The sequence below is a fragment of the Nocardiopsis sp. iso_238 genome, assembly GCF_056173325.1.
This window is the reverse complement of sequence record NZ_CM149668.1, coordinates 5,522,230-5,548,186: the sequence shown is the minus strand read 5'-3', so window position 1 is coordinate 5,548,186 and position 25,957 is coordinate 5,522,230. Positions and strand designations below refer to the sequence as shown.

Genomic DNA, 25,957 nt, shown 5'->3' with positions numbered 1-25,957 from the left:
CCTTGTGTCGGGTCGGCCGAGCGGGCCCCAGGGCATCTACTACACTTTGTCGTTGTTGTAGTCCGCCCTGATCACACCCGGTTCGCGAGGTCCCCTCGATGCCCAGTACCAGCACAGGTACGCGACGCCGTCGTGCCGTGCCGTTCCTTTCGGCCGCCGCGATGACGGCCGTCCTCGTCCTGTCCGGCTGCGCCGGTGGCACCGAGATCGAGACGGGGGGTGAGGAGGACCGGTTCATCTCGGGAGACGGCAGCGCGACGGAGTTCGAGGCCGGTGAGCGTGCCGCGGCCCCGGAGGTGACGGGGACGACGTTCGAGGGCGACGAGCTGTCGCTGTCGGAGTACGAGGGCCGGATCCTCGTCGTCAACGTGTGGGCGAGCTGGTGCGGGCCCTGCCGTGCCGAGCAGCCGGTCCTGGACGAGGTGCACGCCGAGTACGGGGATCTGGGTGTGGACTTCCTGGGTGTGAACATCAAGGACGACGAGACGGCGGCGGCGGCCTACACCGAGAACAAGGGCGTGGAGTACCCGAGCCTGTACGACCAGCCGGGGGAGATCCCGCAGGCCTTCCGGGAGACCGTGCCTCCCCGGGCGATCCCGAGCACGCTGGTGATCGACCCCGACGGGAACATCGCCGCGCGGGTGATCGGTCCGACCACGTACGGGCAGCTGACGGGTCTGCTGGATCCGTTGGTCGTGGAGTTCGACCTGGGTGACCCCGAGGAGCGGACCCGGATCTCCGAGCTGGAGGGCTACGGCGAGGGCGCCGACGACTCCGAATCCACAGACGAGGCGGAGCCCACAGGCGACGCCGAGGCCTCCGAGGAAGCGACCGACGAGGCCGCTCCGGCCGGGGACGGCGACTGATGGACGCGATCGGCACCACCGTCATGACCGGCTCCCTCCTCCTGGCCGCACCGCTGGCCCTGGCCGCCGGACTGGTCTCCTTCCTCTCCCCGTGCGTGCTGCCCCTGGTCCCCGGCTACCTGTCGTACGTGTCCGGGATGAGCGGCTCCCACGTGCGGGAACGCCAGGCGGGCGCCCCGGACGCCGCTGGCGGCGACGGCGGGACCGCCACCAGCACGATCGCCGACGTGGACGCCGAGCTGGCCCAGCGCCGTTGGACGATGGTCACCGGCAGCGTCCTGTTCATCGCCGGGTTCAGTCTCGTGTTCATCGCCGTGGGCGGGTTCATCGGCTGGCTCGGTGACCTCCTCATGGACTACACCGACCCGATCACCCGCGTGCTCGGCGCGCTCACGATCCTCCTCGGCCTGGCCTTCATGGGCGTGCTGCCCGGTCTGGGCCGCGAGTTCCGCTTCCACCGCCTGCCCCGCGCCGGACTCGCGGGGGCGCCGCTGCTCGGTGTCCTGTTCGGCCTGGGCTGGACCCCGTGCATCGGCCCGACCCTGGCGGCCGTCCAGACGCTGGCCTTCATCGAGGGCGGCGCCGGTCGCGGCATGCTCCTCTCCCTGGTCTACTGCGTCGGGCTGGGCCTGCCGTTCATCGTGGCGTCGCTGCTCTACCGCCGGGCGCTGAACGCGTTCGGCTGGCTGAAGCGCCACACCCGCACCGTCACCGTGGTCGGCGGTGTCATGCTCGTCCTGGTCGGCCTGGCCATGGTGACGGGTCTGTGGACCCAGATGACCATCGCCATGCAGGGCTGGGCCGCCAACTACCAGACGGTGATCTGACTTGAGTACGCGTACGTCCGAGAACTCCGGGAACGCCGACGAGGGCGCGTCCACGGCGGCCGAGCCGACCGGGACCGGCCCGAAGGGGCTCGGCCTGGCCGGGTGGGGCCGGTGGGTGTGGCGCACGCTCACCTCGATGCGCACGGCGCTGATCCTGCTGTTCATGCTGGCACTGGGGGCGATCCCGGGGTCGATCCTGCCGCAGAACGTGGTGAGCGTGGACGAGGTCGCCACCTACATGCGGGAGAACCCCGAGCTGTCGGTGTGGTTGGACCGCTTCCACCTGTTCGACGTGTTCTCCTCGCCCTGGTACGCGGCGATCTACCTGCTGCTGTTCGTCTCCCTGGCCGGGTGTGTGATCCCGCGCGCCCTGGTCCACGCCAAGGCGGTGCGGGCGCGGCCGGTGGCCACCCCGCGCAACCTGGGGCGGATGCCCTACGTGGCGCGGTTCGGCACCGGGGCCTCGCCCGAGACGGTGCTGGAACAGTCCCGCACGGTCCTGAAGGGGTACCGGGTCGAGCGGTACGGCGACTCGGTCTCGGCCGAGACGGGATACCTGCGTGAGGCGGGCAACGTCCTGTTCCACTTCTCCCTGCTGGCGCTGCTGCTGGCTCTGGCGGCGGGTTCGTTCTTCGGTTACCGGGGCAACATGCTGCTGGTGGAGGGGGACGGGTTCGCGAACACGCTGCCCTCCTACGACGCCATCTACCCCGGGCACTGGACCGACACCGACGCCTTCGAGCCGTTCTCGATCCACCTGGACAGCTTCGAGGCGTCCTTCATCGACGACGGGGACCTGCGGGGTCAGGCCGAGTCCTACGTGGCGGAGCTGAGCTACAAGGAGTCGCCCGAGTCGGAGGAGCAGCAGCACACCCTGGAGGTCAACCACCCGTTGAGCGTGGACGGGGTGCAGGTGTACCTGCTGGGCCACGGGTACGCGCCGCAGTTCGAGGTGCGCAACGCCGACGGCGACCTGGTCTTCGACCAGGCGGTGCCGTTCCTGCACCGCGAGACCATGACCTACACCTCGGACGGTGTCGTGAAGGTGCCCGACACCGGTGGAGAGGAGCTGGGTTTCGTCGGGGTGTTCCTGCCCACGGCGGCCGAGGACCCCGAAGGCGAGCTGGTCTCGACCTTCCCCGGGGCGGAGAACCCGATGGTGACCCTGGAGGCCTACCAGGGCGACATGGGGATGGTGGATCCGCAGTCGGTCTACCAGCTCCGGACCGAGGGGATGGAGTCCCTGGGCGAGTCACCCGTCATGGCGGTGGGCGACACCTGGGAGCTGCCCGACGAGGCCGGTTCGATCACCTTCACCGGATACAAGGAGTACGCCACGCTCCAGAGCAACCGGGACGGCGCCCGCCTTCCCGCCCTGGGTGCGGCCACGGCGGCCGTGGCGGGTCTGCTGCTGACCCTGTTCGTTCGCCCCCGCCGGGTGTGGGTGCGCGCGACCAGGGGCGAGGACGGCACCACCCGCGTGGAGCTGGCCGGGCTCGGCAAGACCGAGGTCGCCGGTGACAACGCCGAGTTCCACGAGATCACCAAACGACTTGCCGGACGGCTCAGGAGCGAGTCCGACGACAACCCCCACACGACATCCGACCCGCGAGAGTCGACGACAAGAGGGAGTGACCGGTGACGTACACACTCGCCGGACCGGTGGACGAGACGATGGCGTCGGCCAGTGACACGTTGATCATCGCGATGATCGTGACGTACGCTGCCGCGCTGTTCCTCTTCGCCATCGAGGCCGCCTACGGACGACGCACCAGGCTCAGGGCGGGACGCCTCATGCCCGTGGGCGCGGGCTCCGTCGAGGGCGCCGACGACGACATCGAGGTCAGCGTCCGCACGGACGAGGGTGAGGCCCAGGCCTCCCAGAGCGTGCTCGGCCGGATCGCGCTGGGCGTGACGGCGCTGGGCTTCGTGCTCGGCGCCGTCCAGATCGTGACCCGGGGGCTGGCGGCGGGACGCTGGCCCTGGGGCAACATGTTCGAGTTCGTGGTGGCGATGTGCCTGGTGGCCGTGGGCGCGCTGCTCTACGCCTCCTGGCGGTACCAGGCCCGCTTCCTCGGCGCGTTCGTGCTGGTCCCCGTCCTCCTCCTGCTGGGCATCGGGGTGCGGTGGCTGTACGTGGATCCGGGCCCGCTCATCCCGGCCCTCCAGTCCTACTGGGTGCCGATCCACGTCTCCGCGGTCATCATCGCGGGTGGGGCGTTCATGGTGTCCGGCGCGGCGGGCATCACCTACCTGGTGGCCCACCGGGCCGAGGCCAGGCGGGCGCTCGGGGAGAAGGTGGTCGGGATCGCCGGGCGCCTGCCCAGTCCGGAGCTGCTCGACCGCATCTCGCACCGGTTCATCCTCTTCGCGTTCCCGCTGTGGACCTTCGGCGTCATCGCCGGTTCCGTGTGGGCCGACGAGGCCTGGGGCCGGTTCTGGGGGTGGGACCCCAAGGAGGTGTGGTCCTTCATCTCCTGGGTGATCTACGCGGCCTACCTGCACGCCCGTGCGACCGGCGGCTGGCGCGGACCCAAGGCGACCTGGATCAACGTGATCGGCTTCCTGACCGTCATGTTCAACTTCTTCGCCGTGAACTACATGTTCAGCGGGCTCCACTCCTACGCCTGACCCGGTCCGGGCGCGCCCCGGACGAAAGACGAAGGTGGGGCCGTACCCGGACGGGTACGGCCCCACCTTCTCGTGTTCCGGGTGCCGCGGCTGCCGCGTGCGGTGGAGCGTGTGCCAGCGCCTGCGGAGACTCAGTCCTCCGGGTCGATCCGACGGTTGAGGTCCCTGAGGAACTCCGGATCGTCGTCCGGGCCGAGTGGGTGCGGGCTGTCCGAGGGCTTGGCGAAGTCTGACGGGTCAAGGTCGTCCACGGACCTGGCGGCCTCCTTGGGGGAGGACGCGTCGCCCAGGACGGTGACGGGCTTGGGCGGACGACCGAGGAAGAGCCACAGGATGGATCCCACGGGCATGAACAGCGCGATGACGACCAACCACAGGACCTTCGGGAGGTTGCGGACCTCCTGGGCAGGGGTGGTCAACGCGTCGAAGAACGCGTACACCCATAGAACGATCGACACGAGCGTGATCAGGCCACCGAGCCACACCATGGTTCCAGCCTACTCATGCTGTCGACCCCTCCCGGCCGGGGACACCGGCCCGGGTTGGGGGAAGACCGCTCGGGTCGTCGGGTCCGGGACCGTCGGGGGTGTGCCGGACGTCTTCAGGTGGTGCTCTCGCTCGGTTCCCCGAGCAGGAGGGCGCGTACCTCGGACTCCCGGAAACGGCGGTGGCCGCCGGGGGTCCGAATGCTGCTGATGCGCCCGGAGGCGGCCCAGCGAGTCACGGTCTTGGGATCAACCCGGAAGAGTGAGGCCACTTCCCCGGGGGTCAACAGGCGTTCGCTTGCTCGTTCCACCTTCACATTCCCCCAATCGTGCCCGCCTGGACTGAGGGGGCGGCGGGCGTTTGATCCCCTAGTGTGCACGAGTTGGTCCGTTTCCTCCCTAGTTTTCGGAGAAATTGCGGTGTTCGGGGGAGAAGCGGGGGATATGTGATCGGAACGTGATGTTCTGACCCGGCTGTCGGGATTGGAAACATCCCATGACTATCTGAATCCAGTGCTGACCGCCGTTCGGCCTGCGACGGGACACACCCCGCCCTGGTGCGCACCGGCGAAGGCACCCCCTTAACCTGGAGGTAAGGCTGCCTGATCCGGGACACCTCCCCTTCGACCGCGGTCGCCTGACCCGGCCGTCCGCGCACGTGATGCGCGTGGATGGGTGCGCTGCCCAATCTAGTGCAGGTAAACGTCTGTTGTGAGGCTTTTTGATGCGTAGCTGGCTGACCTATACCGCCGCCCGTCTGGCGCTGTTCGCGGGCGCCTTCGGCGTCGTCTACCTGTTCGGTGCGCGCTCCTGGATCGCGTTGGTTCTCGCGTGGGTGATCAGCGGTCTCGCCTCCTACGTTCTCCTTTCCAAGTGGCGCGACCAGATGTCGGCGTCGGTCGACGAGTGGTCGCGGAAGCGCCAGGCACAGGACAAGGCCGTGGGGGACCGCCTTCAGGGCGGCGCCGCCCGCGAGGACGAGATCCAGGACGAGCTCCTGCGCGCCCAGGAGGCGGAGGACACCCGGAAGTGACCGACGGGGCGGTGCTCCGAACGTTCGGACACCACCCCGCCGGGTGCTTCTCGTCAGGCGCTCACCCGCCGCCGGGCCTCACGCGGTCGGGAACATCCCCAACCGCGCGTGGTACTCGCCCGCCAGGCGGTCGGTGTCGCTGCCGACGTAGAGGCCGTCGGAGGTCGCGTGCAGCGCCTCCACGCCGTAACCGCGGGAACGGCCCGGGTTCCACGACAGGGCCCGGCCCGTGGTGGGGTCCACCGCGGCGATGCCCTCGCGGGCGACCGCGCCCGGCCCCGGGTTCTGGGAGCCCTTCTCGTTGTCCATCCAGCGCTGATGGCCGCCCACGTAGACGGCGGACGAGGTGACCTCGACCGAGTACAGGGTGTCCCCGCCGGTCATGTTGGACCAGGTGGCTTCGGAGCCCGCCGTGTCGGTGTTCTCGAACCGGGCCACGGCCTTGCACAGACCGGGCTTCACCTCGGGCCCGCCCCCCGTCGCCACGGCGAAGTAGGAGCCGTCCGGCGCGAAGTCCATCTGCCGCATGTAGGTGTGGATGCTCTCGTAGTCGCACTCCGCCTCGTAGGCCGAGGTCGACCAGCTGGTGGGCGCGCCCGTCGACGTGTCGATCATGGCGATCTGGTACCGGTCCAGGCCGTCGACCTTGGTGAACGTCCCGTTGATGGCGAGCCTGCGGCCGTCCGGGCTCAGGGCCAGCTCCTGCACGCGCAGGACGCCCCGGCGCTGCTCGGAGATGGTCGGGGTGAAGTCCGTGTCCACCGCGCCGGTCGCGGCGTCGAGCCGGGCCAGCCCGGTGCGCTTCTCCCCGCCCACACCGGTGAAGTTCCCGCCGACGTAGAGCCGGCCCCCGTGACCGGCGAGCCGGTACACGCTCCCGTCGTCCAGCGCCGTGCCGAACGCGGAGACGGCCCGGCCGGTCCTGGCGTCGACGCGGGCGAGCCCCCGGCTGGGCGAGCCGTCGACGCTCTGGAACTGGCCGCCGATGATCAGTGACCCGTTCGGGCCCTCGGCCACGGAGTTGACGGTGCCGTCCACCCGAGGGGTGAAGCCGGTCAGGAGCTCACCGCTGCCGTGCCGGAAGGCGAACAGGTTGCGCCGGTTGTGCGTCTTGCCCCCGTCGGCGTCGGACACGCGCTCGAACTGCCCGGCCACCACGACGGTGTCACCGATCCGGAGGATGTCCTTGACGGTTCCGTCCAGGACGTGCGGGGTCCACTGGACGGGCTGTTCGCTGACCACGCCCTCGTGGGGTGCCGCGAGGGCGGGCGCGGCGGTCGCGACCCCCAGGGGGAGCAGGAGCAGGGAGCTCATCGTCAGGGCGACGAACGATCGGGCCGGTTTCACGGGACTCCTCGGGCGCGCGAAGGGTGGTTTCGGTCCCCTCATCATTGCACGGAGTGGGGGTTTGATTACGTCAAGTAATCGCCCGCTCGCCTGGTCAGTACCGTCGCGGGCTCCCTTCCCACCCGGTCCGCTCCGCTGTCCGGCCACCCTTAGGCTGGTGCCATGACCCGCGCGAAGCTCGACAAGAAGCCCCAGGACGTCGCCGCGATGTTCGACGGCATCGCAGAGAACTACGACCTCGTCAACGACGTCATCTCGCTCGGCCAGGACCGCGTCTGGCGACGCGCCGTGGTCGACGCGGTCGACGCCCACAGCGGCGAACTGGTGCTGGACCTCGCCGCGGGTACCGGGACCTCCTCGGAGTCCTTCATCAAGAAGGGCGCCCGCGTGATCGCCTGCGACTTCTCGCTGGGCATGCTCCAGAACGGCGCCCGGCGCCGGGGCGGCGCCTCGCGCGGCGGGGTGACCTTCGTGGCCGGGGACGCGCTCTCGTTGCCCTTCGCCGACGAGACCTTCGACGCGGTGACGATCTCCTTCGGGCTCCGCAACGTCGCGGACGTGGACCAGGCGCTGCGGGAGCTGCGCCGGGTGACCAGGGTCGGCGGGCGGCTGGTCATCTGCGAGTTCAGCCACATCCCGGTCGAGTTCGTGGACAGGCTGTACTCCACCTACCTGATGGCGGCGCTGCCGAAGATCGCCGGAGCCTTCTCCGGGCGCAGCGAGGCCTACGACTACCTGTCGGAGTCGATCATGGCCTGGCCCGACCAGGCCGAGCTGTCGACGTACCTCCAGGGCGCCGGGTGGTCGCGGGTCGCGTGGCGCAACCTGACGCTGGGCACGGTGGCCCTGCACCGTGGTTTCCGAGAGAAGTAAAAACAGACATAGCGCCCATACGGCGAAAGTCTTCTCTTCTAACTAAAAAGCACGCAAACCCCAAGGAAAGATCTGTTCCTTGGGGTTTTTTCTGTTACCCATGGGTCACTTGTTGTGGATCAGGTATCGCTAGCTGCGTATTTGACTGTTTGTGGCTGCTTTGGTGGGTGTGTGGAGGCTTGTGGGTCCTATATCCGATTTTCCGAAGAATGCCCCCCGGGGGTCGCCTCCTGGCTCGCGAGGGTCTAGACTGCGGAAAAGTGGCTTGTGAAGTGCTTCACAAGGCCACGAGGCTTATGACACAAGACCCATGTCGGACATGTCGGAAGTCCCCCAACGTCCCATAGCACCCCCCGTGAGCGGGTCGAACCCGCACTGACCCGCCACGGTGTACCGCGCGAGTAGTCGAGGACACATCCGTGAGCGAGACAGCCACCTCCTCTCCCAGAGGCCGGGAACGGATCGAGTACGACGCCGACGTCATCGTCGTCGGCGCTGGCCCTTCTGGCTCCACCACCGCCTACTACCTGGCCCAGGCCGGGCTTGACGTCCTGCTCCTGGAGAAGACCGCCTTCCCCAGGGAGAAGGTCTGCGGCGACGGACTCACCCCGAGGGCGGTGAAACAGCTCACCGCCATGGGGATCACCTTCGAGGACGAGGGGTGGATCAGGAACCACGGCCTGCGCATCGTCGGCGCGGGCGTGCGCCTCGAACTGCCCTGGCCCGACCTCGCCGCGTACCCGGGTTTCGGCCTTGTGCGCACGCGCTTCGACTTTGACCAGATCCTGGTCAACCGGGCGGTCTCCGCCGGGGCCAAGCTCCTGGAGCGCACCAACGTCACCGGCCCCCTCATGGACGAGCGCAGCAACCGCATCGTCGGGGTCCACGCCAAGAACGCCGACCGCGAACCCGTGACCTTCCGGGCCCCGCTGGTCGTGGCCGCCGACGGCAACTCGTCGCGGCTCTCCGTCGCCATGGGCATCCGTAAGCGCGACGACCGGCCGCTCGGCGTGGCCGTGCGCACCTACTTCGAGAGCCCCCGCCACGAGGACGACTACCTGGAGTCGTGGCTGGAGCTGTGGGACCGCAGCGGAGACAAGGACGTCCTCCTGCCCGGGTACGGGTGGGTGTTCGGTGTCGGTGACGGCACCAGCAACGTCGGCCTCGGCATCCTCAACTCCACCACCGCCTTCCAGGACGTGGACTACCGCAAGCTCCTGCGCCGGTGGACCGAGTCCATGCCCGAGGAGTGGGGCTTCACCGAGGAGAACCAGAAGGGCAAGATCCTCGGCGCGGCGCTGCCGATGGGCTTCAACCGGGTCCCGCACTACGCGCGCGGCCTGCTGTTGGTCGGTGACGCGGGCGGCATGGTCAACCCCTTCAACGGTGAGGGCATCGCCTACGCCATGGAGGCCGGGCAGATCGCCGCCGACGTGATCGTGCAGGCGCACGGCCGTCCCACCCAGCAGACGCGCGAGCGCGCCCTGCTGCGGTACCCGGAGGTCCTCGCGGACACCTACGGCGGCTACTACACGCTGGGCCGCTACTTCGTGAAGGTCATCGGCCAGCCCGAGTTCATGAAGTACGCGACCAAGTACGGGCTGCGTCAGCGCACGCTCATGAAGTTCGTGCTGAAGATGCTCGCCAACCTCACCGAACCGAGCAAGGGCGACGCCATGGACCGGGTCATCAACGGCCTGTCCAAGATGGCGCCCGCCGCCTAGAGGGCGACGGCGGGATCGTACGGCCGGACCGCCGGTGTTCCGCGGTCCGGCCCCACCACACAGACATTTCGGGAAGAGCCGAGAGAAGCACGTGAAAACGTTCACAAGTCAGCCGGTCGCGCGCTCCGACCAGCCATTCAGTGGAGGAGGGTGAGCCGTGGAGCTGTACACACCGATATTCGTGCTCGGTGGGATCGGCGCCGCGTTCGTCGTCCTGTCGATGGTCGCCGGTGCGGTCATGGGACCCAAGCGGTACAACCGGGCCAAGATGCAGGCGTACGAGTGCGGGATCGAACCCACCCCGCAGCCCGCGGGCGGTGGCCGTTTCACCGTCAAGTACTACATGACGGCGATGATGTTCATCGTCTTCGACATCGAGATCATCTTCCTCATCCCGTGGGCCGTGCACTTCGACGCCCTCGGCTGGTTCGGCGTCATCGCGATCATCCTCTTCCTGGTGAACGTCTCCATCGCCTACGCCTACGAGTGGCGCCGCGGAGGCCTCGAATGGGACTGATCCCCCTGACCCCGCACACCCCCGACCAGACCCAGCCGCCCACCCCCGAGGAGGTCCGCAGCTGATGGGTATCGAAGAGAAACTGCCGGCCGGAGTCGCGCTCACCACGGTCGAACAGGTCGTCGGCCTGGCCCGCAAGTCGTCCATGTGGCCCGCCACGTTCGGCCTGGCCTGCTGCGCCATCGAGATGATGGCGGTCGGCGGACCCCACTACGACCTCGCCCGGTTCGGCATGGAGAAGTTCGGCGCCACCCCGCGCCAGGCCGACCTCATGGTCGTGGCCGGGCGGGTCAGCCAGAAGATGGCCCCGGTCCTGCGCCAGATCTACGACCAGATGCCCGAGCCCAAGTGGGTCATCGCGATGGGCGTCTGCGCCTCCAGCGGCGGCATGTTCAACAACTACGCGATCGTCCAGGGCGTGGACCACATCGTCCCGGTCGACATCTACCTGCCGGGCTGCCCGCCCAGGCCGGAGATGTTCCTGGACGCCGTGCTCAAGCTCCACGACAAGGTGCAGAACACCAAGCTCGGTGCCCACCGCGAGCAGGAGATCGCCGAGACCGAGGAGCGCCTGCTCCGCCGTTCGCTGCCCCTGGTGACCAAGGACTGACATGAGCAACGAGAACGAGCGCGACGAGGCGGCGGAGAACCTCCCCGACCAGCTCGGGCGCGAGCGCTTGGCCGCACCGGTCAGGCGCACCGGCATGTTCGGCGCCCGGACCTCCGGCGACACCTCCGGTTTCGGCGGTCTACAGGTACGGGGGAGCGCTCCCGTCCAGAGCCAGCGCCCCTTCACCGACCCCGACGACCCGCGCACCGCCGACTTCGACCGGGTAGCGGACGACCTGGAGACGGCCCTCACGGCGATCGGCCGTGAGGCCGAGGTCGAGCGCGTGGAGGTCGACCGGGGCGAGATCACCTTCCACGTGCGCCGCGAGGCCCTGCTGGAACTGGTCCGCGTCCTGCGCGACGACCCCGCGCTCCGCTACGAGCTGTGCACGGGCGTGGTCGGGGTCCACTACCTGGAGGACATCGGACGCGAGCTGCACGCGGTCTACCACTTCCGGTCGATCACCCACAACAGCGAGATCCGCGTCGAGACCACCTGCCCCGACTCCGACCCCCGCGTCCCCTCGATCGTGTCGGCCTACCCGACCAACGACTGGCACGAGCGCGAGGCCTGGGACTTCTTCGGGATCGTCTTCGACGGGCACCCGGCGCTGACCCGCATCCAGATGCCCGACGACTGGCACGGCCACCCCCAGCGCAAGGACTACCCGCTGGGCGGCATCCCGGTCGAGTACCGGGGCGCCACGGTGCCCCCGCCGGACGAGCGGCGGTCCTACACGTGATCCGCGCGGCCACCACACCAGCCACACGAAGGCCCCTCCGGAAGGGAGGCACGGCATGACCGTCACCGAGGACTACATCGACGCCTCCGGTGGGGACTGGGACGACGTCATCGAGAAGGCCCAGGGCACCAGCGCCGAACGCCTGGTCGTCAACATGGGCCCCCAGCACCCGTCCACCCACGGCGTGCTCCGCCTGATCCTCACCCTCGACGGCGAGACCTGTACCGAGGCCCGCGTGGCCATCGGCTACCTGCACACCGGCATCGAGAAGAACATGGAGTACCGGACGTGGACGCAGGGCACCACGTTCGTGACCCGCATGGACTACCTCACGCCGCTCTTCAACGAGACGGCGTACTGCCTGGCGGTCGAGAAGCTGCTCGACATCACTGACCGGGTGCCCGAGCGCGCCAGCGTCATCCGCGTGCTGCTCATGGAGCTCAACCGGATGGCCTCGCACTTCGTGGCCATGGCGACGTTCGGCATGGAGCTGGGCGCCACCACGGTGATGACCAACGGCTTCCGCGAGCGCGAGATGATCCTGGACATCTTCGAGCTCGTCACGGGCCTGAGGATGAACCACGCCTACGTCCGGCCCGGCGGCGTGGCGCAGGACCTGCCGCCCGGAGCCGTGGGCAAGGTCCGGGAGCTCCTCAAGGAGATGCCCAAGCGCATCCAGACCATGCGCAAGCTCCTGGACGAGAACCCCGTCTACCTGGCCCGGACCAAGGACGTCGCGTACCTGAACCTGCCCGGCTGCATGGCGCTCGGCGTCACCGGCCCGCTGGTGCGCGCCTCCGGCCTGGCCTGGGACCTGCGCAAGGCCAAGCCGTACTGCGGCTACGAGGACTACGAGTTCGACGTCCCGGTCTCCGACGGCGGCGACGTGTACGCCCGCTACCGGGTGCGCATCGCCGAGATGGAGGAGAGCCTCAAGATCGTCGAGCAGTGCCTGGACAAGCTCCAGCCCGGCCCGGTGATGATCGAGGACGCCAAGATCGGCTGGCCCGCGAAGCTGGCGCTCGGCCCGGACGGCATGGGCAACTCCCCGGACCACATCGCGCACATCATGACCGGCTCGATGGAGGCGCTGATCCACCACTTCAAGCTGGTCACCGAGGGCTTCCGGGTCCCCGCGGGCCAGACCTACGCGGCGGTGGAGAGCGCCAAGGGCGAGCTCGGCTGCTACGCGGTCAGCGACGGGGGCACCCGCCCCTACCGCGTGCACTTCCGCGACCCCTCGTTCACCCACCTCCAGGCCGTCGCCGCCATGTGCGAGGGCGGGACGGTGGCGGACGTCATCGCGGCCGTGGCCAGTATCGACCCGGTGATGGGAGGCGTGGACCGGTGAGCGAGTCCAACGAGAACAACCCCGTGGAGACCCCCGAGGTCTTCACCGACGAGGTCGTGGCGCGCCTGGAACAGGACGCCAAGGAGATCGTCAGCCGCTACCCGAAGCCGCGTTCGGCGCTGCTCCCCCTGCTGCACCTGGTGCAGGCCGAGGAGGGGCACGTCAGCGCGGAGGGCATGCGGTTCTGCGCCGACCAGCTCGGCATCACGCTGGCCGAGGTCAAGGCGGTCGCCACGTTCTACACCATGTACCGCCGCGAACCCGGCGGCGACTACCAGGTGGGCGTGTGCACCAACACCCTGTGCGCGGTGATGGGCGGCGACGAGATCTTCTCCGCCCTCAAGGAGCACCTGGACGTGGCCAACGCGGAGACCACCGGCGACGGGAAGGTCACGCTGGAGCACGTCGAGTGCAACGCGGCCTGCGACTTCGCGCCGGTCGTGATGGTCAACTGGGAGTTCTTCGACAACCAGACCCCGGCCACCGCCAAGCAGCTGGTGGACGACCTGCGCCTCGGCCGGGACGTCGCCCCCACGCGCGGCCCCGCCAGCCTGTGCACCTGGAAGCAGGCCTCGCGCGTGCTGGCCGGGTTCGACGACGGCCGCGCGGGCGAGGGCGTCCAGGCGGCCGGTCCCTCGCTGGCCGGGCTCCGGATCGCGGACCGCCACGGCTGGACCGCGCCGGACCCGAACAACCTCCCCGTCCGTCCCGACCAGGGTGAGGAGGGCGCCAAGTGACCACCCTGACCCCGATCCTGTCCAGGAACTGGGACCGCCCCGACTCCTTCACGATCGACGGCTACCGGGCCACCGGCGGCTACGAGGCGCTGCGGAAGTCGCTCACCATGGAGCCCGACTCCATCGTGGACCTGGTCAAGCAGTCCGGCCTGCGCGGCCGCGGCGGCGCCGGCTTCCCCACCGGGATGAAGTGGGGGTTCCTGCCCAAGGACAACCCCAACCCGCGCTACCTCGTCGTCAACGCCGACGAGTCCGAGCCGGGTACCTGCAAGGACATCCCGCTCATGCTCGCCAACCCCCACGTGCTGGTGGAGGGGGTGGCGATCGCCTCGTACGCGATCAGGTCCCAGCAGGCCTTCATCTACGTGCGCGGCGAGGTCGTCCACGTGATCCGCCGCCTGCGCCAGGCGGTGGCCGACGCCTACGAGGCCGGACTGCTCGGCAAGGACATCCTCGGCAGCGGCTTCGACCTCGACGTCGTCGTGCACGCCGGGGCGGGCGCCTACATCTGCGGTGAGGAGACCGCCCTCCTGGACTCCCTGGAGGGCTACCGGGGCCAGCCCCGCCTCAAGCCGCCGTTCCCCGCCGTGGCCGGGCTCTACGCCTCGCCCACCGTGGTGAACAACGTCGAGTCCATCGCCAGCGTCCCCGGGATCGTCGCCAACGGCGCCGAGTGGTTCACGTCCATGGGCACCGAGAAGTCCGCCGGGTTCGGCTTCTTCTCCCTGTCCGGGCACGTCACCAACCCCGGCCAGTACGAGGCGCCGCTCGGGATCACCCTGCGCGAGCTCCTGGACATGGCGGGCGGGATCCGCGAGGGGCACCGGCTCAAGTTCTGGACCCCGGGCGGCTCCTCCACGCCCATCTTCACCGAGGAGCACCTGGACACCCCGCTCGACTTCGAGTCGGTGGGCGCCGCCGGGTCCATGCTCGGCACCCGCGCCCTCCAGATCTTCGACGAGACCACCTGCGTGGTCCGCGCCGTCGGCCGCTGGATCGCCTTCTACGCCCACGAGTCCTGCGGCAAGTGCACGCCCTGCCGCGAGGGCAACTTCTGGATGGTCCAGGTCCTGGACCGCCTGGAGCGCGGCGAGGGCACCGAGGCCGACATCGACAAGCTCCTCCAGATCTGCGACAACCTGCTCGGCCGCTCCTTCTGCGCGCTGGGCGACGGTGCCACCAGCCCCGTCATGTCGTCGATCAAGCACTTCCGCCAGGAGTACGTCGACCACTTCGAGAAGGGCGGCTGCCCCTTCGACCACTCCAGGTCCACCCTCTGGGCGGACCGGCCGACCACGGAAGAGGGAGGGAACCGGTGACCGTCACCTCCAACACCTCGGGCGGGTCCTCGCCCGCCCCGCCCCCGGAGGACCTGATCACCGTCACCATCGACGGTTTCCAGATCCGCGTCCCCAAGGGCACCCTGTTGATCCGGGCCGCCGAGCTGCTCGGCATCCAGATCCCCCGGTTCTGCGACCACCCGCTGCTCGACCCGGTGGGGGCCTGCCGCCAGTGCCTGGTGGAGATCCCCGACATGGGCAACGGGCGCGGGATGCCCAAACCGCAGGCCTCCTGCACCATCACCGTCATGGAGGGGATGGTGGTCAACACCCACCTCACCTCCGAGGTGGCGGAGAGGGCGCAGCGCGGGATCATGGAGTTCCTCCTGATCAACCACCCGCTGGACTGCCCGGTCTGTGACAAGGGCGGCGAGTGCCCCCTCCAGAACCAGGCCATGTCCACGGGCCAGGGGGAGACCGAGTTCGTCGACGTCAAGCGGACCTTCCCCAAGCCGATCGCGCTCTCGACCGGGGTGCTGCTGGACCGCGAACGCTGCATCCAGTGCGCCCGCTGCACCCGCTTCGCGGCGCAGATCGCGGGCGACCCGCTCATCGAGCTGATGGAGCGCGGCGCCCAGGAGCAGGTCGGTGTCGCGGAGGGGGAGGCGTTCGACTCCTACTTCTCCGGCAACACCGTGCAGATCTGCCCGGTGGGCGCGCTCACCGGATCGGCCTACCGGTTCCGGTCGCGCCCCTTCGACCTGGTCTCCACCCCGAGCGTGTGCGAGCACTGCGCGGGCGGCTGCGCCCAGCGCACCGACCACCGCCGGGGCAAGGTCACCCGCCGTCTGGCCGGGGACGACCCGCAGGTCAACGAGGAGTGGAACTGCGACAAGGGCCGGTGGGCGTTCACCTACGCCACCCGGTCCGACCGCCTCTCCCGCCCCCTGGTCCGCGACGACGAGTCCCAGGCCCTGGAGTTCGCCTCCTGGCCCGAGGCGACCAGCCTCGCCGCCCAGAGGCTCAGCGCGGCTCGGGGGAAGGTGGGTGTGCTGGTCGGCGGACGCCTGACCTACGAGGACGCCTACGCCTACGCCAAGTTCGCCCGCGTGGCACTGGGCACCAACGACGTGGACGCCCGTGCCCGCGAGCACTCCGCCGAGGAGGCCGACTTCCTCGCCGCCCACGTGGCGGGGACCCCGGTGGGCGTGGACTTCACCGCCCTGGAGAAGGCGCCCGCCGTCCTGCTGGCCGGGTTCGAGCCCGAGGACGAGTCGCCCTCCACCTTCCTGCGCCTGCGCAAGGGATCGCGCAAGCGGGGCCTGAAGGTCTACTCGATCGCCTCGCACGCCAGCCTGGGCCTCACCAAGACCTCGGGCACCCTGGTCCGGACCGTCCCCGGCGACGAGGCACGCGCCCTCAACGCCCTGGACACCGAACACCCCGAGGTGGTCGAGGCGATCGGCCGGGAGGGCGCCGTCATCCTGGCCGGGGAGCGGCTCGCCGCCGTCCCCGGAGCCCTCACCGCCGTCGCCGCGCTGGCCGAGCGCACCGGAGCCCGGCTGGCCTGGGTTCCGCGCCGCGCCGGTGAGCGGGGCGCGATCGACGCCGGGGCCCTGCCGGGCCTGCTGCCCGGGGGGCGCCCCGTCTCCGACGACTCGGCCCGCGCCGAGGTGGCCCGCGTCTGGAACGTCGGCTCGCTGCCGGACACCCCCGGCCGCGACACCGACGCGATCATCGCGGCGGCCGCCGCCGGTGAGCTGGACGCCCTGGTGGTCGCCGGGGTCGAGCTGGACGACCTGCCCGACCCGGACGCCGCCCGCGAGGCCCTGGCGAGGGTGCCGTTCGTGGTCAGCCTCGAACTGCGCGCCAGCGACGTCACGGACCGCGCCGACGTGGTGCTGCCGGTGGCCGCCGTCGCGGAGAAGTCCGGCACCTTCGTCAACTGGGAGGGCCGCCACCGGCCCTTCGGTGACGCGCTCAAGGTGCCCGGAGCCCTCTCCGACCTGCGGGCGCTGTCCGCGATCGCCAACGCGATGGACGTCCACCTGGGCCTGCCGGACGCCGCCAGCGCCTACGACGAGCTCCTGGAGCTGGGCGTGTGGGTGGGGGACCGGCCCGCCGGGCCCTCCGCCCGACCGGCCGAGCCCGTCTCACCCGCCCCGGGTCAGGCCCTGCTGTCCACGTGGCGGCAGCTCCTGGGGACCGGCCGGATGGAGGACGGCGAGCCCTACCTCGCCGGAACCGCCCGCCAGCCGCGCGCCTACCTGTCCAAGGCCACGGCCGACGAGGTCGGGGTCCCCGACGGCGGTTCGCTCCGCGTCACGGGGGAGCGGGGCTCGGTGACCGTCCCCGTGGTCGTCACCGACATCGCGGACCGGGTCGTCTGGCTCCCGGCCAACGCCCACGGCTGCGACATCCGCCGTGACCTGGGCGGCACCGCCGGGCAGACGGTCATCCTGGCCGCGCCCACCACCAACGGGAGGCAGCAGTGACCCCCGCCGCTCTCGATCCGCGCGCGGCCGTACTGGCCTCGGAGAGCACCCTGAGCGCCTTCGGGAACGACCCGTGGTGGATCACCACCATCAAGGCGCTCGCGATCTTCGTCTTCCTGATGATCTGCGTGCTCATGATGATCATGGCCGACCGCAAGGTCATGGGCCGGATGCAGCAGCGCCACGGACCCAACCGGATGGGCCCCTTCGGCCTCCTCCAGTCCCTGTTCGACGGCATCAAGCTCTCCCTCAAGGAGGACCTGATCCCGCGCGGGGTGGACCGGTTCGTGTACATCGCGGCACCGATGATCGCGGCCGTGCCCGCGTTCATCGCCTTCTCGGTCATCCCGATCGGGCCCGAGGTGAACATGTTCGGGGTCATGACCCCGCTCCAGCTCACCGACCTGCCGATCGCCGCGCTGCTGGTCCTGGCCACCGCCGCGCTCGGCGTCTACGGGTTCGTGCTCGGCGGCTGGGCCTCCCAGTCGCCGTACGCCCTGCTCGGCGGCCTGCGCGCCTCCGCGCAGGTGATCAGCTACGAGATCGCGATGGGCCTGTCCTTCGTCGCGGTCTTCATCATGGCGGGCACGCTCACCACCTCCGGCATCGTCGCGGCCCAGGAGAACCTGTGGTTCGCGGTGCTGCTCCTGCCCTCCTTCCTCATCTACATCGTCACGATGGTCGGTGAGACCAACCGTCTCCCGTTCGACCTGGCGGAGGGCGAGGGCGAGATCGTCGGCGGCTTCATGACCGAGTACGGGTCCATGAAGTTCACGATGTTCTTCCTCGCGGAGTACGTGAACATGTGCACCGTCGCGGCCGTGTCCGTGACGCTCTTCCTCGGCGGTTGGTACGCCCCGCCCGGGGTCACCGCGATCCTCCCGGGAGCCAACGAGGGCTGGTGGCCCGCCCTGTGGTGGCTGCTCAAGTTCGTCGCCGTCATGTTCCTGTTCATCTGGGCCCGCGGCAGCCTCCCGCGCGTCCGGTACGACCAGCTCATGAAGCTCGGCTGGAAGGTCCTCATCCCGATCCAGCTCGTGTGGATCACCGGTGTGGCCGTCGTCCGCATGCTCGTCCTCGACGGCGCGCACCCGATGGTCATCGCCGCCGTGGTCGCGGGCTTCACCGTCGCCACCGTCGCGGCCATCGCCGCCTGGGTCCGCTTCGTGCGCCGCGAGCGCGCGGAGGAGGCCCGCCAGCGCGCCGAGAACGCGCGCCGCGCCCACAAGGAACCCTCCTTCGGCGGGTTCCCGGTGCCCCCGAGCACCGCCGCCCACTACGGCAGCAGCGTGCTCGCCGAACCGTCGCGGACGGCCACGGCCGCCACCGCCGAACGCAACCAGAAGAAGGGGGAGGTTACCGGTGCTTGAGTGGCTCAACCCCGTCAAGGGTTTCGGTGTCACCTTCCACACGATGTTCAAGAAGGTGCCCACCGTCGAGTACCCGGAGGTCAAGCGCCCCACGGCGCCGCGCTTCCACGGACGGCACCAGCTGAACCGGTGGGCCGACGGCCTGGAGAAGTGCATCGGGTGCGAACTCTGCGCCTGGGCCTGCCCGGCCGACGCCATCTACGTGGAGGCGGGAGACAACACCGAGGACGACCGGTACTCGCCCGGTGAGCGGTACGGGCGCGTCTACCAGATCAACTACCTGCGGTGCATCCTGTGCGGTCTGTGCGTCGAGGCCTGCCCGACCCGGGCCCTCACCATGACCAACGAGTACGAGCTGGCCGACGACAACAGGCAGAGCCTGATCTGGACCAAGGAGCAGCTGCTCGCCCCGCTGCGCGAGGGCATGGAGCAGCCGCCCCACCCGATGCGCCTCGGCGACAGCGACCTCGACTACTACGCCACCGGGCGCGGTGAGCACGGGACCCAGGACCGGCCGGAGAACACGGGGGCGGTCCGTTGAACCCGCTCACCCCCGACTCCCCCGCGCAGCACCTCGCCGCGTCGGCGCCCATCGGCTCCGGTGAGGCCGCGGTCTTCTGGGTCCTGGGCACGGTCGTCGTGCTCGGGGCCCTGGGCGTGGTCTTCTCCCGCAAGGCCGTGCACTCGGCCATGTCGATGGCGCTGGCCATGGTCGGCCTGGCGATCTTCTACGGCATCAACGAGGCGCCGTTCCTGATGGTCGTCCAGATCGTCGTCTACACCGGCGCCGTGCTGATGCTGTTCCTGTTCGTCCTGATGCTCGTGGGCGTCAGCTCCGCCGACTCCCTCGTGGAGACCCTGCGCGGACAGCGGCTCATGACCGCGATCGTGGCGATCTGCTTCGTCGGCGCCCTGACCACCGGGATCACCCGGATCGCCGTGGGCGACCCGGCCGGGATCGCGGCCGCCGCCACCCCGGTCGGCGGCACCATCCCGTGGATCGCCAGCGAACTCCTGCTGCGCTACGTGGTGGCCTTCGAGGCCACCGCCGCGCTGCTCGTGACCTCGGTGCTCGGCGCCATGGTGCTCGCGCACACCGCCCGCACGGGCAGGCGCCGCACCCAGCGCGAGATCTCCGAGGACCGCATCAGGGGCGACCACCCCACCCCACTGCCCGGACCCGGCACCTACGCCCGGCACAACGCGATCGACATGCCCGCGCTGCTGCCCGACGGCACGGTCTCGAAGCTCTCGCTCAACCCGGTCCTGGCCGCCCGCGACCCCGAGCACCGGTCGGGCGTCCCGATGGACGTCCAGACCGGGCGGGCCGCGCTCCCCGGCGGGGCGTCGGACTCGGCCGACTCCAAGGAGAGCGGGATCACCGCCGACCAGGGGGACGGACCCGCCGAGCACGGTGAGGACGGCCCGGCCGCCACCACCGACGGCGAAGAGAACGGCAACGGCAACGGACAGGAGGTCGAGTCCTCGTGGACCCGATGAACTACATCGTCCTCGCGGCGCTTCTGTTCACCATCGGCGCGGTCGGCGTCCTCGTCCGACGCAACGCGATCATCGTCTTCATGTGCGTGGAGCTCATGCTCAACGCCTGCAACCTGGCGTTCGTCGCGTTCGCCCGGATGCACGGGGACATCGAGGGGCAGGTCGTCGCCTTCTTCGTGATGGTCGTGGCCGCCGCCGAGGTGGTCGTGGGCCTCGCGATCATCATGCAGATCTTCCGAACCCGCAGGTCGGCGTCGCTCGATGACGCGAACCTGCTCAAGCACTAGAAGGCGACGTGGCAGTGACACAACATCACGCGTACCTCGCCGCCGATCCCGTGGTGGCGACCACGGCCGACAGCGCGGTGCTGTCGAACGCCTGGCTGCTGATCGCCCTGCCACTCGTGGGCGCGGCGATCCTGCTGCTGGGCGGGCGGCGCACCAACGGGTGGGGGCCGCTGCTGGCCACCGCCCTGCCGATCGGCTCCTTCGTCTGGGCGGTCCTCGCCCTGTTCGACCTCCTCGGCCGGAACGCGGCCGAGCGGTCCGTCTCCGTGCCGGTCTACGAGTGGTTCGCGGCGGGTGACTTCTCCGCCCGGATCAACCTCCTGGTGGACCCGCTCTCGATCAGCTTCGTCCTGCTGATCACCTTCGTGGGCTCGCTCATCCACGTCTACTCGCTCGGCTACATGGCCGACGACCCGGCCCGGCGGCGGTTCTTCGCCTACCTCAACCTGTTCGTCGCGGCCATGCTCGTGCTGGTCCTCGCGGACAACTTCGTGCTGCTCTTCCTCGGCTGGGAGGGTGTGGGCCTCGCGTCCTACCTGCTCATCGGGTTCTGGCAGTACAAGCCCACGGCCGCCACCGCGGCCAAGAAGGCGTTCCTGATCAACCGGGTCGGTGACGTCGGCCTGCTCGTGGCGATCATGGTGATGTTCACCGTGCTCGGCGCGGTGAGCTTCAGCGACGTCTTCGCGGCCGTCCCCGGCGCCAGCGACGGCGTCCTCCTCGCCATCGGCCTGCTCCTGCTCCTGGGCGCCTGCGGCAAGTCCGCGCAGCTCCCGCTCCAGGCGTGGTTGCTGGACGCCATGGAGGGCCCGACCCCGGTGTCGGCGCTCATCCACGCCGCCACCATGGTCACCGCCGGCGTGTACCTGATCGTGCGCGCCGGACCGATCTTCGAGGGCGCCCCGGTGGCGCAGACGGTCGTCATGACGGTCGGCGCCGCCACCATGATCGCGGGCGGCCTGATCGCCTCGGCCAAGGACGACATCAAGAAGTCCCTGGCCGGTTCGACCATGAGCCAGATCGGCATGATGGTGCTGGCCGCCGGGCTCGGCCCGGTCGGCTACGTCGCCGCCATCGCCCACCTGATCACGCACGGCTTCTTCAAGGCCGGGCTGTTCCTGGGCGCCGGTTCGGTCATGCACGGCATGAACGACGGCGTCGACATGCGCCGGTACGGCGGCCTGGCGTCGAAGATGCCGATCACCTTCGCCACCTTCGGCCTCGGCTACCTCGCCATCATCGGCGTCCCGTTCCTGTCCGGCTGGTGGACCAAGGAGAGCATCATCTCCGCCGCCTTCGGCATCGGCGGGACCGCCGGGGCGGTCTTCGGCACCGCGATCATCGCGGGCGCCGCGCTCACCGCCTTCTACATGTCGCGGATGGTCTTCATGACCTTCTTCGGTGAGAAGCGCTGGGACGAGGGCGTGCACCCGCACGAGTCACCGGTGAGCATGACCGCCCCCATGGTGGTGCTGTCGATCGGGTCGGTCGCCCTCGGTGCCTTCCTGGTCTTCGGCGACCGGTTCGCGGGCTTCCTCGCCCCGGCCATCGGCGCCGAGCCGCACCACTTCACCGTGGGCCACGCCTTCACCGCGCCCTACGGCATCGCCGCCCTGGTCGTGCTGGTCCTGGGCGTCGCCCTGGCCTGGTTCATGTACCTGCGCAGGCCCGTGGCGCGCACCGCGCCCAAGGGCAACCTCGTCACCGACACGGCCCGCAACGAGCTGTACGGCAACGAGATCAACGAGGGCCTGTTCATGCGCCCCGGCCAGGTGCTCACCAGGGCCCTGGTCGTCATCGAGGACAAGGTCATCGACGGCGCGGTCAACGGGATCGGTGCCGGGGTCGGAGACTCCTCCACCGGACTCGGCAGGACACAGACCGGGTTCGCCCGCACCTACGCGCTCACCATGCTCCTCGGCGCCGTGATCGTCGCCGCGACGCTGGTTGTGAGGTTCTAAATGTTCCCCTGGCTCACTCTCGCGATCGCGCTCCCAGCGATCGGCGCGGCCGTCATCTGGGCGCTGCCGCGCGTCAAGGCCCCGGCGGCGTCGGGCGGTGCCACGGCCTCGGTCGGCGCCGAGTCCGGCTCCGGCACGGCCACGGCCACCAAGGCCCGTCCCGCCACGGGCGGGGCGGCCTCGGCCGAGCCCGCCAAGCGCCTGGCCCTGGGCTTCTCCGTCGCGACCCTCCTGCTGGTCGTGGCCATGGCCCTGAACTTCGACACCTCCGGGGCGGGGGGCCTCCAGTTCGAGGAGGTCTACCCGTGGATCCCCTACTTCGGGATCCACTTCGCGGTCGGCGTCGACGGCATCGCCCTCGCGCTGATCCTGATGTCCGTGGTCCTCGTGCCGCTCGTGGTGCTGGCGGCCTGGCGGGAACACGACGACCGGGACGACGGCGGACGCGGCTACTTCGCGCTCATCCTCGCCCTCGAGGCGATGATGATCGGTGTCTTCGCCGCCACCGACGTCTTCCTGTTCTACGTGTTCTTCGAGGTCATGCTCATCCCGGTCTACTTCATGATCGGGCGCTACGGACGCGGCGCCGACCGCGCCAAGGCGGCCATGAAGTTCCTGCTGTACAGCCTCGCCGGCGGCCTCATCATGCTGGTCGCGGTGATCGGCGTGTACGTCATCGGCGGGACCTTCCTGTGGACCGAGCTCACCGACCCGGGCGGCGCCCTCGCGGCCGTCGACCCGGCCACCGCCCGCTGGCTCTTCCTCGGGTTCTTCATCGCCTTCGCGATCAAGGCCCCGATGTGGCCCGTGCACACCTGGCTGCCCGGCGCCGCCGGGTCGTCCAGCCCCGGCACCGCCGTTCTGCTGGTCGGCGTGCTGGACAAGGTCGGCACCTACGGGATGCTCCGGTACTGCCTGGAGATGTTCCCGGCGGCCGTGTCGTGGTTCGTGTGGCCCGTGGTGGCGCTCAGCCTGGTGAGCATCTTCTACGGCGCGATCCTCGCGATCGGCCAGAGCGACATGATGCGCCTGGTCGCCTACACGTCGGTGTCCCACTTCGGCTTCATCACCCTGGGCATCTTCGCCCTGACCGAACAGGCCCAGGCCGGGGCCGCCCTCTACATGGTCAACCACGGGTTCGCCACCGGCGCGCTCTTCCTGATCGTGGGCTTCCTCGTCGCCCGCCGGGGCAGCGCGCGGATCGAGGACTACGGGGGCGTCCAGAAGGTCGCGCCCAAGCTGGCCGGGGTCTTCCTGATCGCGGGTCTGGCCGGTCTGGCGCTGCCGGGCCTGGCGCCCTTCGTCAGCGAGTTCCTGGTGTTCGTCGGCGTGTACGCCTTCAGCCCGGTACCGGCGGTCATCGCCGCGCTCGGCGTGGTCCTCGCGGCGCTCTACATCCTGTGGATGTACCAGCGCACGATGACCGGTCCCACCCCGGAGAAGCTGTCCGCCCTGCCGGACCTGTCCGGGCGTGAGACCTGGGCGGTCGCCCCGCTGATCGCCCTGATCATCGCGTTCGGCGTCTACCCGCAGCCCCTGCTCAACGTGATCAACCCCGCCGTCGAACGCACCGTGGAGGCCCCGGCCGACACCGAGGTGGCGGTCGCGGACGGCGACGCGGAAGGAGACGAGGAGTGATCCCCCTCAATCTCGCGGACGGGGCGCCCCCGGCGCTCCACGGAGTCACCGAGGCTCCGCCGGTCCTGGACTGGTGGCTGCTCGCACCGTTCCTGGTGCTGTTCGGCGCCGGTGTGCTGGGCGTGCTCCTGGAGGCCTTCTGGCCCAAGGGGTCCCGCCGCACCGCGCAGATCGCCCTGGCGGCGGTCGCCCTGCTGGGCGCGTTCGTCCTGCTGGTCCTCCAGGTGGAGGCGGTCGGTGACGGCACGACCATCGCCAACGGCGTGCTGGCCGTGGACCGGACGGTGCTCTTCTTCCAGGGCACCATCACCGTGCTGGCCCTGATCAGCCTCATGCTGATCGCCGAGCGGCGGGACGGCCGGGACGCGTTCTCGGCCCAGGCCGCCACGGTCCCGGGCAGCGAGGAGGAGCGGACGCACATCCTCGCGGGCTCGCAGCACACCGAGGTGTACCCGCTGGTGCTGTTCGCGGTGCTGGGCATGCTCATGTTCCCGGCCTCGAACGACTTCCTGGTCATGTTCATCGCGCTGGAGGTCATGAGCCTCCCGCTGTACCTGCTCTGCGGGCTGGCCCGCAGGCGGCGCCTGTTCTCGCAGGAGGCCGCGGTCAAGTACTTCCTGCTGGGCGCGTTCTCCTCGGCGTTCTTCCTGTTCGGCATCGCCATGGTCTACGGCTACGCGGGTTCGGTGAACTTCGGCGTGATCCGCCAGGCCGTGGAGTCCGGCGGGGCCGAGATCTTCCAGGACGGCAACGGTGAGCCGCTGCTCCTCATGGGCGTGGGCCTGGTCGCGATCGGCCTGCTGTTCAAGGTCGGTGCCGTGCCCTTCCACAACTGGAAGCCGGACGTCTACCAGGGCGCCCCGACCCCGATCACGGCGCTGATGGCCTCCTGCACCCTGGTCGCCGCCTTCGGCGCCCTGCTGCGGGTGTTCTTCGTGCCGTTCGGCACCTCGGTGGCGATCTGGGAGCCGATGCTGTGGACGGTGGCCATCCTGACGATGGTCGTCGCCGCGATCGTGGCCGTGACCCAGCGCGACGTGAAGCGGCTGCTGGCCTACTCCTCGGTGGTGCACGCCGGGTTCATCCTCACCGCCGTGGTCGCGGGCAGCGTCGAGGGCCTCGCGGGCGCCATGTTCTACCTGGCCGCCTACGGGTTCACCACGCTGGGCGCGTTCGCCGTCGTCACCCTGGTGCGTACCAGGGACGGCGGGCAGGAGCTCGGGGACCTCGACCGGTGGGCGGGGCTCGGACGCCGTTCCCCCGGGCTGGCCCTGGCCCTGTCGCTGTTCCTGCTGGCCTTCGCCGGTATCCCGCTGACCAGCGGTTTCATCGGCAAGTTCGCGGTGTTCGAGGCGGCCGTGGCGGCCGGAGCGACTCCGCTGGTCGTCATCGGTGTGCTCAGCAGCGCCGTCACCGCGTACTTCTACGTGCGGATCATCGTTGTGATGTTCTTCCGGGATTCCGAGGGCGAGGGTCCCACGGTGGCCCGTGCCGGAGTGCTCACCGGCGGCGTGATCACTGTGGGTGTGGCGGCGACTCTGGCGCTCGGGATCTTCCCGGGGCCCGTCCTGGACACCCTTCTGCCGTCCGGCGAGCCGGGTCAGGAACCGGCCGCGGTGATGGTCGACCAGGTCACGGAGGTATCCGCCGACGAGTGAGCGCCGACCCGGGTGTGGCTTTGGA

The 25,957-nt window shown here is 69.9% G+C and carries 24 protein-coding genes; 21 read left to right on the top strand and 3 right to left on the bottom strand.

The window, feature by feature from the left end; genetic code table 11:
- The first annotated feature begins 137 nt into the window (after positions 1-137).
- Genes AC0VYL_RS25005 through ccsB form a run of 4 tightly spaced genes read left to right on the top strand, consistent with a single transcriptional unit; the run spans position 138 to position 4,324 of the window.
- Entirely contained in the window at positions 138-866 is a 729-nt protein-coding gene (locus AC0VYL_RS25005; protein ID WP_475481637.1) for a TlpA family protein disulfide reductase, read from the top strand.
- Positions 866-1,693, top strand: coding sequence for a cytochrome c biogenesis CcdA family protein (locus tag AC0VYL_RS25000; RefSeq protein ID WP_475456476.1), 828 nt, complete (start codon positions 866-868; stop codon positions 1,691-1,693). The genes AC0VYL_RS25005 and AC0VYL_RS25000 overlap by 1 nt, the downstream gene beginning before the upstream one ends.
- 1 nt (position 1,694) lies before the next feature.
- Positions 1,695-3,335 carry a cytochrome c biogenesis protein ResB gene (gene resB / locus AC0VYL_RS24995; RefSeq protein ID WP_475481636.1) on the top strand — a complete coding sequence of 547 codons (1,641 nt, stop codon included), beginning with the start codon at positions 1,695-1,697 and terminating at the stop codon, positions 3,333-3,335.
- Complete coding sequence (ccsB, locus tag AC0VYL_RS24990; RefSeq protein ID WP_475456472.1) at positions 3,332-4,324, top strand: c-type cytochrome biogenesis protein CcsB; 993 nt, start codon at positions 3,332-3,334, stop codon at positions 4,322-4,324. Before resB ends, ccsB begins: the two co-directional genes overlap by 4 nt.
- Positions 4,325-4,455: 131 nt before the next feature.
- Here the strand turns inward: ccsB and AC0VYL_RS24985 are convergent, their stop codons facing one another.
- Entirely contained in the window at positions 4,456-4,812 is a 357-nt protein-coding gene (locus AC0VYL_RS24985; RefSeq protein ID WP_475456470.1) for a PLD nuclease N-terminal domain-containing protein, read from the bottom strand.
- 113 nt (positions 4,813-4,925) lie between these two features.
- Entirely contained in the window at positions 4,926-5,126 is a 201-nt protein-coding gene (locus AC0VYL_RS24980; protein ID WP_026116196.1) for a BldC family transcriptional regulator, read from the bottom strand.
- A 407-nt stretch (positions 5,127-5,533) separates the two neighbouring features.
- Between AC0VYL_RS24980 and AC0VYL_RS24975 the strand changes: the two genes are divergently transcribed.
- The gene (locus AC0VYL_RS24975; protein WP_475481635.1) at positions 5,534-5,842 is read left to right on the top strand and encodes a DUF4229 domain-containing protein; all 309 of its coding nucleotides are present in this window, start codon (positions 5,534-5,536) and stop codon (positions 5,840-5,842) included.
- A 78-nt stretch (positions 5,843-5,920) separates the two neighbouring features.
- Here AC0VYL_RS24975 and AC0VYL_RS24970 read toward each other — a convergent pair whose 3' ends face one another.
- Positions 5,921-7,189 (bottom strand): hypothetical protein, encoded by a 1,269-nt coding sequence (locus tag AC0VYL_RS24970; RefSeq protein ID WP_475481634.1) that lies wholly within the window; start codon positions 7,187-7,189, stop codon positions 5,921-5,923.
- A gap of 162 nt (positions 7,190-7,351) precedes the next feature.
- Here AC0VYL_RS24970 and AC0VYL_RS24965 point away from each other — a divergent pair, with 162 nt between their 5' ends.
- The 16 genes from AC0VYL_RS24965 to nuoN all read left to right on the top strand — a co-directional run bounded on the left by AC0VYL_RS24965 (position 7,352) and on the right by nuoN (position 25,932).
- Positions 7,352-8,062: a demethylmenaquinone methyltransferase gene (locus AC0VYL_RS24965; RefSeq protein ID WP_475456464.1), complete on the top strand. Its 711-nt coding sequence runs from the start codon at positions 7,352-7,354 to the stop codon at positions 8,060-8,062.
- 419 nt (positions 8,063-8,481) lie between these two features.
- Positions 8,482-9,786 (top strand): geranylgeranyl reductase family protein, encoded by a 1,305-nt coding sequence (locus tag AC0VYL_RS24960; protein WP_378738690.1) that lies wholly within the window; start codon positions 8,482-8,484, stop codon positions 9,784-9,786.
- 157 nt (positions 9,787-9,943) lie between these two features.
- Positions 9,944-10,303, top strand: coding sequence for an NADH-quinone oxidoreductase subunit A (locus AC0VYL_RS24955; RefSeq protein WP_017543079.1), 360 nt, complete (start codon positions 9,944-9,946; stop codon positions 10,301-10,303).
- 64 nt (positions 10,304-10,367) lie between these two features.
- On the top strand, positions 10,368-10,913 hold the full coding sequence (locus tag AC0VYL_RS24950; protein WP_475456461.1) for a NuoB/complex I 20 kDa subunit family protein: 546 nt from the start codon (positions 10,368-10,370) through the stop codon (positions 10,911-10,913).
- Position 10,914: 1 nt separating this feature from the next.
- Complete coding sequence (locus AC0VYL_RS24945; protein ID WP_475456459.1) at positions 10,915-11,655, top strand: NADH-quinone oxidoreductase subunit C; 741 nt, start codon at positions 10,915-10,917, stop codon at positions 11,653-11,655.
- Between the two features lie 55 nt (positions 11,656-11,710).
- The gene (locus tag AC0VYL_RS24940; protein ID WP_475456458.1) at positions 11,711-13,006 is read left to right on the top strand and encodes an NADH-quinone oxidoreductase subunit D; all 1,296 of its coding nucleotides are present in this window, start codon (positions 11,711-11,713) and stop codon (positions 13,004-13,006) included.
- Positions 13,003-13,743 carry an NADH-quinone oxidoreductase subunit NuoE gene (gene nuoE, locus AC0VYL_RS24935; protein WP_475456457.1) on the top strand — a complete coding sequence of 247 codons (741 nt, stop codon included), beginning with the start codon at positions 13,003-13,005 and terminating at the stop codon, positions 13,741-13,743. Before AC0VYL_RS24940 ends, nuoE begins: the two co-directional genes overlap by 4 nt.
- Positions 13,740-15,062 (top strand): NADH-quinone oxidoreductase subunit NuoF, encoded by a 1,323-nt coding sequence (gene nuoF, locus AC0VYL_RS24930; protein WP_475456455.1) that lies wholly within the window; start codon positions 13,740-13,742, stop codon positions 15,060-15,062. The genes nuoE and nuoF overlap by 4 nt, the downstream gene beginning before the upstream one ends.
- Positions 15,059-17,518, top strand: coding sequence for an NADH-quinone oxidoreductase subunit G (locus AC0VYL_RS24925; RefSeq protein WP_475481633.1), 2,460 nt, complete (start codon positions 15,059-15,061; stop codon positions 17,516-17,518). The genes nuoF and AC0VYL_RS24925 overlap by 4 nt, the downstream gene beginning before the upstream one ends.
- A complete protein-coding gene (gene nuoH / locus AC0VYL_RS24920) occupies positions 17,515-18,888 on the top strand; it encodes an NADH-quinone oxidoreductase subunit NuoH (protein ID WP_475456451.1) in 1,374 nt (457 codons plus the stop codon). The genes AC0VYL_RS24925 and nuoH overlap by 4 nt, the downstream gene beginning before the upstream one ends.
- On the top strand, positions 18,881-19,429 hold the full coding sequence (gene nuoI / locus AC0VYL_RS24915; RefSeq protein WP_475456449.1) for an NADH-quinone oxidoreductase subunit NuoI: 549 nt from the start codon (positions 18,881-18,883) through the stop codon (positions 19,427-19,429). The genes nuoH and nuoI overlap by 8 nt, the downstream gene beginning before the upstream one ends.
- The gene (locus AC0VYL_RS24910) at positions 19,426-20,388 is read left to right on the top strand and encodes an NADH-quinone oxidoreductase subunit J (protein ID WP_475456447.1); all 963 of its coding nucleotides are present in this window, start codon (positions 19,426-19,428) and stop codon (positions 20,386-20,388) included. The genes nuoI and AC0VYL_RS24910 overlap by 4 nt, the downstream gene beginning before the upstream one ends.
- Positions 20,376-20,675: an NADH-quinone oxidoreductase subunit NuoK gene (gene nuoK, locus AC0VYL_RS24905; RefSeq protein ID WP_017543069.1), complete on the top strand. Its 300-nt coding sequence runs from the start codon at positions 20,376-20,378 to the stop codon at positions 20,673-20,675. The genes AC0VYL_RS24910 and nuoK overlap by 13 nt, the downstream gene beginning before the upstream one ends.
- 14 nt (positions 20,676-20,689) lie before the next feature.
- A complete protein-coding gene (gene nuoL / locus AC0VYL_RS24900) occupies positions 20,690-22,636 on the top strand; it encodes an NADH-quinone oxidoreductase subunit L (protein ID WP_475463248.1) in 1,947 nt (648 codons plus the stop codon).
- Positions 22,637-24,274 carry an NADH-quinone oxidoreductase subunit M gene (locus tag AC0VYL_RS24895; protein ID WP_475456445.1) on the top strand — a complete coding sequence of 546 codons (1,638 nt, stop codon included), beginning with the start codon at positions 22,637-22,639 and terminating at the stop codon, positions 24,272-24,274.
- Positions 24,271-25,932: an NADH-quinone oxidoreductase subunit NuoN gene (gene nuoN, locus AC0VYL_RS24890; RefSeq protein ID WP_475456443.1), complete on the top strand. Its 1,662-nt coding sequence runs from the start codon at positions 24,271-24,273 to the stop codon at positions 25,930-25,932. The genes AC0VYL_RS24895 and nuoN overlap by 4 nt, the downstream gene beginning before the upstream one ends.
- Positions 25,933-25,957: the final 25 nt, after the last annotated feature.

What these genes read in the sequence shown, in the direction of transcription:
- AC0VYL_RS25000 (WP_475456476.1), top strand. Translation starts at nt 866, where the DNA reads ATGGACGCGATCGGCACCACCGTCATGACCGGCTCCCTCCTCCTGGCC.
- AC0VYL_RS24985 (WP_475456470.1), bottom strand. Translation starts at nt 4,812, where the DNA reads ATGGTGTGGCTCGGTGGCCTGATCACGCTCGTGTCGATCGTTCTATGG.
- AC0VYL_RS24975 (WP_475481635.1), top strand. Translation starts at nt 5,534, where the DNA reads ATGCGTAGCTGGCTGACCTATACCGCCGCCCGTCTGGCGCTGTTCGCG.
- AC0VYL_RS24965 (WP_475456464.1), top strand. Translation starts at nt 7,352, where the DNA reads ATGACCCGCGCGAAGCTCGACAAGAAGCCCCAGGACGTCGCCGCGATG.
- AC0VYL_RS24950 (WP_475456461.1), top strand. Translation starts at nt 10,368, where the DNA reads ATGGGTATCGAAGAGAAACTGCCGGCCGGAGTCGCGCTCACCACGGTC.
- AC0VYL_RS24945 (WP_475456459.1), top strand. Translation starts at nt 10,915, where the DNA reads ATGAGCAACGAGAACGAGCGCGACGAGGCGGCGGAGAACCTCCCCGAC.
- AC0VYL_RS24940 (WP_475456458.1), top strand. Translation starts at nt 11,711, where the DNA reads ATGACCGTCACCGAGGACTACATCGACGCCTCCGGTGGGGACTGGGAC.
- AC0VYL_RS24895 (WP_475456445.1), top strand. Translation starts at nt 22,637, where the DNA reads ATGTTCCCCTGGCTCACTCTCGCGATCGCGCTCCCAGCGATCGGCGCG.